Annotated in this window: 7 protein-coding genes; all 7 read left to right on the plus strand. The window is 56.3% G+C overall.

From position 1 onward, the window contains the following. Window positions 1-1193 (plus strand): hypothetical protein (locus tag WC359_14315; GenBank protein ID MFA5401620.1); only part of this gene is annotated, 1193 nt, incomplete at its 5' end. Between the two features lie 458 nt (window positions 1194-1651). Beyond that, window positions 1652-1855 carry a hypothetical protein gene (locus WC359_14320; GenBank protein MFA5401621.1) on the plus strand — a complete coding sequence of 68 codons (204 nt, stop codon included), beginning with the start codon at window positions 1652-1654 and terminating at the stop codon, window positions 1853-1855. Beyond that, window positions 1842-2624, plus strand: coding sequence for a hypothetical protein (locus WC359_14325; GenBank protein ID MFA5401622.1), 783 nt, complete (start codon window positions 1842-1844; stop codon window positions 2622-2624). Before WC359_14320 ends, WC359_14325 begins: the two co-directional genes overlap by 14 nt. A 206-nt stretch (window positions 2625-2830) precedes the next feature. Beyond that, window positions 2831-4270 carry an FtsK/SpoIIIE domain-containing protein gene (locus WC359_14330; protein ID MFA5401623.1) on the plus strand — a complete coding sequence of 480 codons (1440 nt, stop codon included), beginning with the start codon at window positions 2831-2833 and terminating at the stop codon, window positions 4268-4270. Continuing rightward, window positions 4258-4584 (plus strand): hypothetical protein, encoded by a 327-nt coding sequence (locus tag WC359_14335; GenBank protein MFA5401624.1) that lies wholly within the window; start codon window positions 4258-4260, stop codon window positions 4582-4584. Before WC359_14330 ends, WC359_14335 begins: the two co-directional genes overlap by 13 nt. Further along, on the plus strand, window positions 4577-5257 hold the full coding sequence (locus WC359_14340; protein MFA5401625.1) for a hypothetical protein: 681 nt from the start codon (window positions 4577-4579) through the stop codon (window positions 5255-5257). The genes WC359_14335 and WC359_14340 overlap by 8 nt, the downstream gene beginning before the upstream one ends. Before the next feature lie 109 nt (window positions 5258-5366). Next, window positions 5367-6065, plus strand: coding sequence for a hypothetical protein (locus WC359_14345; protein MFA5401626.1), 699 nt, complete (start codon window positions 5367-5369; stop codon window positions 6063-6065). Window positions 6066-6352 lie beyond the last annotated feature (287 nt).

A 6352-nucleotide genomic window follows, 5' to 3' on the forward strand; every position in this document is an offset into this window, starting at 1 on the left:
TTGCCGGGGATACGGCAGATGTGCTGGCCGGCGGCGGCGTGCTGCTATGGCCAGAGGCGGCGCGGTATGATCTGGTGATGCTGTGGCTGCATCCACGCAGCGATGGCCTGGCGTGGGTGGATGATGCCGGGCGTGATGTGCTGACGGCGCTCGATGTGGAACGTCTCCCGCTCGCCGGAACGGTCGTATTTGTGGGGGCCTGCTATGGCAGCGAGAACACGGCGCTGATCGACGCGCTCTTCGTAGCCGGGGCGAAAGCGGTGATCAGCGGGCCAGGGGTGAACTTTGGCGGGACCGAGGGCGCGCTGGCCGGGGCTGATGTGCTGGCGCAGATGGTGCGGAAACTGCTCAGTACGGGGGTGGGCATCGACGCGGCGTGGAGGACGGCACGGCTGGCCGTGCGTATCGCTGGGTGGTTCGGGATGCCCGGAACGGCTGACGCGCTCGAGTACACGTTGGACACGCGCGAGCCAAAGCAGAAGTCCGGCAAGTGGTTGGCCGGGCTGATTATGCTGGTGATGTTTGCCCTTTCACTGCTATTCAGTAACGTTGATTTCCCTAACCTGTTGACGACATTCAGTTCGATCCCGTCTCCTCCTACCGGAATCACGGAATGGGATAAGACGGTCTATCGGGGGACCGCAGCACAGGAGTGGTGGTCGGCGGCAATCCCCGTCACGGGTACGAACTCGATCCGTGTCGTGGATACGGTCACAGCGACGGAGGGTATTACGTTTACGTTGGTAGAAACGTGGGATACCTCGGCGATCACATTGACGGCTGTTTATACAACGGGAACAGGCGCATTGACGATTCTTACCGATACCGGCGTCATCACATGGGATGTAGCCAGCGCATTAGCAACGCCACAGACATTGACGAAGTATTGGAGCGTTGTCTCTGGGGACTGGGTAACGACGACGATTACGGAGACACTGACGACCAGCGCAGGCTCACGAACGGTCTATGTGCCGTTGGAGCATGATACGTGGGAACCTACGCCTGTGCCGACCTGGACGCCCTATTATACGCCAGCGCCGTGGATCGGTACGGAGTTCCCGACGCCGACGCCGTGTGTGGGTTTTGGGTGCGCGCCGATTGGGAGTCCTCGCGTAGCATACGCAATATTTCTGCCAATAGTGATACGTGAGGAAGGTTATATCGAACCGTGGTGGCCTGAGATTCTCCCATAGCTGCTAATTGTGCTTAACGGCGGTAAACGGGCGGATTTCAGGCGAAATCCGCCCGTTTTGCGTGAGTTATTGACGCGAGAAACGGCAATTAAAGCCGCCAGTTGGCTGCGGGTGGCGCTTTTGCGTAGGCGGCTGTCTGGGAGCGACTGCCCCGGATTATATCGTGACGGTTATTTCGGCTTTACCGTCTCTTCACCTTCATTTCGCCGTGACCTCTGGCTTCCGACTGCCGGTATCCTCGGTTACTCGCAATCGCACCCAGACAACCGCCTAACCGTTTTCATTATAAGCGCAAAAAGAGGGCGTGTCAATAATGCGCCCTTTTTGCCGCCATTCTTTTTATTATCATAACGGCATAGCGCCATAACGGGCGATTTCGGTCGATTCCTCTTGACAGCGTAGTTATAATAGTGTATACTGTTTATATCTTACAACTATAAGAACAAAGGAGTTAACCTATGGAAACCATTCAAATTAGTATGACCGAATTGCATCACAATCTGGCGAAGTATATCGAACTGGCGCGGGCCGGGAACGTTGTCGAGGTAGTCAACCGGCTGCGCGGGCGCGTGGAGTGCCACATCATCGCGCCGACGCTCTCCTACCCGGTGAATGATGACGGAACGTTGTCGGTAACGGGGACTGGTGATGACGACGAGTAAACGCGCCCTCTCGTTGCGCGTCGAAGAAGCCGCGCAGGAAGTTAACGCCGTGCTATTGTCGGCTTTGTCTGCCGGGGCGACGTGGTTCGCCCCGTTACCGGAAGCCGTGATGACGGCGCAGGCTGTCCAGCAAATTTTTGGCTTGCCGGTGATAGTGGCGGCTTGTGTGGCGGCATCGCTCGAATTGATCGGCGTCAACGCTAATGCCGCGTACAATGACGCTAAAGAGTACAACGCCGCGCAAATGACTGGCGCGAGCGGCAAGCGCCTACAGAACCCGCGCAATCCGTTGGAATCCGAGCGCCGCCCGTTGAGCTTGCTCTTGGGCTTCTACGCAACGACCACCGGCATTGTGGTGGCGACGGCGGTCTATAATGTGGTCATCGAAGGCGCACCGCTCATCCGGCTACTGGCGTGTCTGTTCCCGTTCGCCTCGGCCATTGGCGTAGTGGTGGCTAACCAACGCGCCAGTCTGCGCCGTAAAGTGGCGCAAGAGCGGCTTGAAGTTGCAGAGACGGTTCGCGCAGTTGCAGAAACGCCAGTGCAGGTTGCGCCAGTTGCGGTGAAAGTTGCCGCAAGTGCAAAACACCAGACCGCTACGATTGCAGATTGGCGGGCAATTACGGCAAAGATGAATGGCGAACGTGCAACCCTGACCATCGAAGAACTGCAAGCCTTGCTAAAAGCGGAAGGTTATGCACTGCCGTCTGCACGCACGCAATACAACTGGCTTGCAGATGCACGCGCTCAAAGTGCAGGTGCGGAATGAACGCGGCGGGTTGCTTAACACTATCAATCTACGCCGTTATCGCCGCAGCTATCGCGGCGCTCGTTTATGCGCTTTGCGCGTATGCGTGGGGAGAGACTGCCGGGATCGTTTGCGCGGGCATCGCGGCGTTTATGACCGTGCTGATGTTGTGTTCTGTTCGCACCGGTAGAGATAATCTTTAGTAGTATAAAAAGAAGGAGTGTTCTATGAGTGCTCGCGTCGATATGACACGCGACTTCGCAGCCACGTTGGTCGGCAATCTGCGCAACCCGCTCATTGCCGGCAAGACACCGTTTAAGCTGTCGAAGGCCACGAATGGAATGGACTACACTGCCATTGCCGGGTATCGCTCGTCTATGGTAAGTCTCAACGTCGGCTTGCGGAATCCCGAATTGTTGAGCGCCTTGTCGCCGGAAGTGTTGGTGCATTTTGTGCCGTGGGCCGACGATATGCCCGGTATGCCACACGCCTACATCAACCGCAAGACCGTTGTCGCCGAAGCCGCGTGGCCTGCCGAACAGCAGGAAGTCGAAATCCCGCTCACGTCCGCGATCTCGATTGCGCCCGGCGGCCCGCCACTGGACGGGCATCTGCTCCCAGTCGGCAAGTCCAACGGCAATACCACGATCACGCTGCACTCTGAGAGTATCGTTCACCTGCTGACCGCCGGGACAACTGATAGCGGCAAGTCGTGGACAATGCGCCTGTTGGCGTGTCTGTTCGCCTTCGGTAACTTGCGCCCGCACGGACGGCGCACGCAGAGCGTCTATCTCGACGGTAAAGGCGGGCAAGGTCTGGGCATCCTCAACGGCTTGCCGGGACAGGTCGGGCCGGTAGCGATTAGCGAACCAGAATGGATTAATGCATTAGGGTGGGTGGTACAGGAGATTGACCGCCGCTATGCCGTGATGCTTGCCGAGAAAACGGAAGACCTGGCGTTCGGTACAGATGCGTTTCCAGAGGTGATCGTCGTCGCGGATGAATTCCACACGTTTACTGAGAACGCCCGCAGTCCGGCAGTCACGGCGCTGTTCGATCACGTTGCCTTGAAAGGCCGCGCCGCCCACGTCAAGATCATCGCTGGCACGCACAAGCCTTCATTGGTCGCCTTCGGGCGTCCCGGTAACGCTACCCGCGATATGTTCGATGCGACTATAGGGTTGCATACCCCGACGGCAACGGCAAGCCGCCTGATTCGCGGTGACGATATGTGTCAAGTTCTGCTTGGTAAAGGCGATGCAATGGTATCGGCGAAGCAACCGGACGGCACGTTCATCGACGAACGTTGTCAGTTGCTCCACATCCCCGCGTCACAACTACGACGCTATACCAGCGGGGAGCCGCTCTTGCGTGAATACCCGCAATACGACATCAGCGGCTTTATGGGCAGTTCACCGGGACGCCCCGAAACGCAGTTCACCGACGAGCAGATTGCCATTGCGATTCACGCAGCACATCGGCCTAAACCGTTAGGGCGTGGGCTTTTACAGACGGCCCTCAGTCAGGCTGGATGCGGAATTGCCGGAACTGAACCAGCGCGGCGCTTGCTGCAAATGGGGCGCAACGTCGCGGAACAGTTGGATGAACTCGGCTTCTGTACGGTAGAAGCTGACCTAACTGACAAAGGAGCATTATGCGAAAATTGATTCACGGTTTTATAGTCTGGTATCTGCGCAAAGTAAGCGGCGCGTTTCATCATTTCCCCTACGGCATTGACGGTGTCTATGTCGTGATAATGTGCGAGGAATACTATCACCACTTCAACAATATGGGCGCGCTGTATACCGAGTTAGATTGGTGGAAAACATCAGTCAAACAACTACAGCGAGAGAATGATCGCTTGGCAGCAGAAAACGCATACTTGCGCCGCCCACAGGATGGCTGTACTTGCCCGAAAACATCTATCGGCTTTGTGCAAGTTGCCTCTCACGATTGCCCGGTTCACGGTAACAATGATTGACATTCTTGCTTTCGGCGGCGGCGTTGGTTCTTGGGGCTATGCTGCGTTAGTAGCGCAGGATAGAATCCGCGCGCCGTGGCTTGGCGTCATCGTAGACACCGGGCGCGAATGTCCTTCAACCTGGGAATACCTGGAACGTCACCGGGGGCAACTCCCGTTTGAGTTGTATGTCGTCAAGCAACCGCTACCGGCTTTATGGTCTGGCAATGGCGGCTCATTCTTGCCCGGCGGCTTTGATCTTGACGGCGGCGCTTTTCTGCGTGGTTTCTGCTCTACTCACTGGAAGCGCGATGTAATGCGCCGTGAGTTGCGCCGCGTCAAGCATATTACAAGATACAATCTAGCCTATGGTATTCACGCTGAGGAATGGAAGCGGATGCAGAAAAACAAGCCGCGCGCCTGGGTGCAGAAAATATACCCCCTGGTTGACCTGGGCATAACCCGTAACGATTGCGCTATGGCGGCGCTTGAAATGTTCGGCGAATTACCGCCGCGCTCACGGTGTTGGATGTGTCCAGGGCAGCAACTCGATGAATGGCAAGAAGTCGCGGAGCGGTGGCCTGACCTTTACGCGCAAGCGTTGCAGATAGACAGAAACGAAGCCCGCCGCGCAAATATTACACTATTCGGCAAAGACTACGAACACCCGTGCGGCGGCGAGTGCTTTGCATAACCTGACTGCCTGACTAATATTCTACGTGCCATTTCTGGTTATAAATATAAGTTTTTAACGGCTGTCTCTATTTTAGTCAGGCAGGCAGAGACAAGCAAAGGAGTGAACGATGAGCAATGAACGGACTTTTATTCGTGGCGGTAGCACCTTCGAGCGCATTACGTTACGCGATACCTTCATTGGTGCGTTAATCTACTGGGCAAGCCAGATCGTCTTGCGCCTTATGCTCCTGGCCTATATGGTTGTGTGGGCTGTCGTCACCGGGCAGGCTGCCGGGTGGCTGATTCTCGGTATGTTGGCATTGTACTCGCAAGACCTGACCGTCACGCGCATAGTACCACCTACATACACGCTCCGCTGGGCTACTGAACGCTTGCAAGCACACCGTCAAGCCGTGCGCCTGGCGTTGATTGCCGGATGCGCCTTGTGTATCGCGCAACTGGTCGGCGTGTGGCCGCGTCTAGCGTGGGAGTTCGGCGACGGGCGCGTGTGGTGGATGACGGCGAATCGTAGCGGTAGCCTTGCGCCACTCTTGACGTGGTTGCGCTTCCTCTTTATCGGCGCGTCGTTATGGGTTGTCTGGTCGCCGTCGATGTTACTCAACTGGGTATTCGAGATTGAACAGACCCACCCGAAGGCGCGGGAGACGACCTTCGCCCAAGCCGATCCCGCCAGCGTGACCGGGCCAGACGGGAAGCCGTATGCTGCACAAGCTCGCCGGGGTACGCGGCTGTTAGACGCCGAGGAAGCCGAGGACTATGCCGCCGACTATCAGGCTATCGGCGCAATTCACGAAGCCGGAAGCTAGACGGCTCATATAAATGAAGCGCTCGGCGACGAACCGGGCGCTTTTTGTTTGCTTAAATTATTATAGTCTTTTTCTGAATAACCACGAAAGGTATTGACATTTTATGATTATATGTTATTATAGTTATAACAGTATAAACAGAGAACATAACGGCGAGTGAGAGTAGCCGATACTAGAATCAAAGGAGATTCACGATGGAAACCAAGACTGTTTACGAAACCCCAGATAGTACATACTTCGCAATGTCAAATGTTGCACCGAAGATCGAAGGCGAGATCATCGCCCTT

The organism is Dehalococcoidia bacterium (assembly GCA_041653995.1).
Classification (GTDB): Bacteria; Chloroflexota; Dehalococcoidia; order GIF9; family UBA5629; genus CAIMUM01.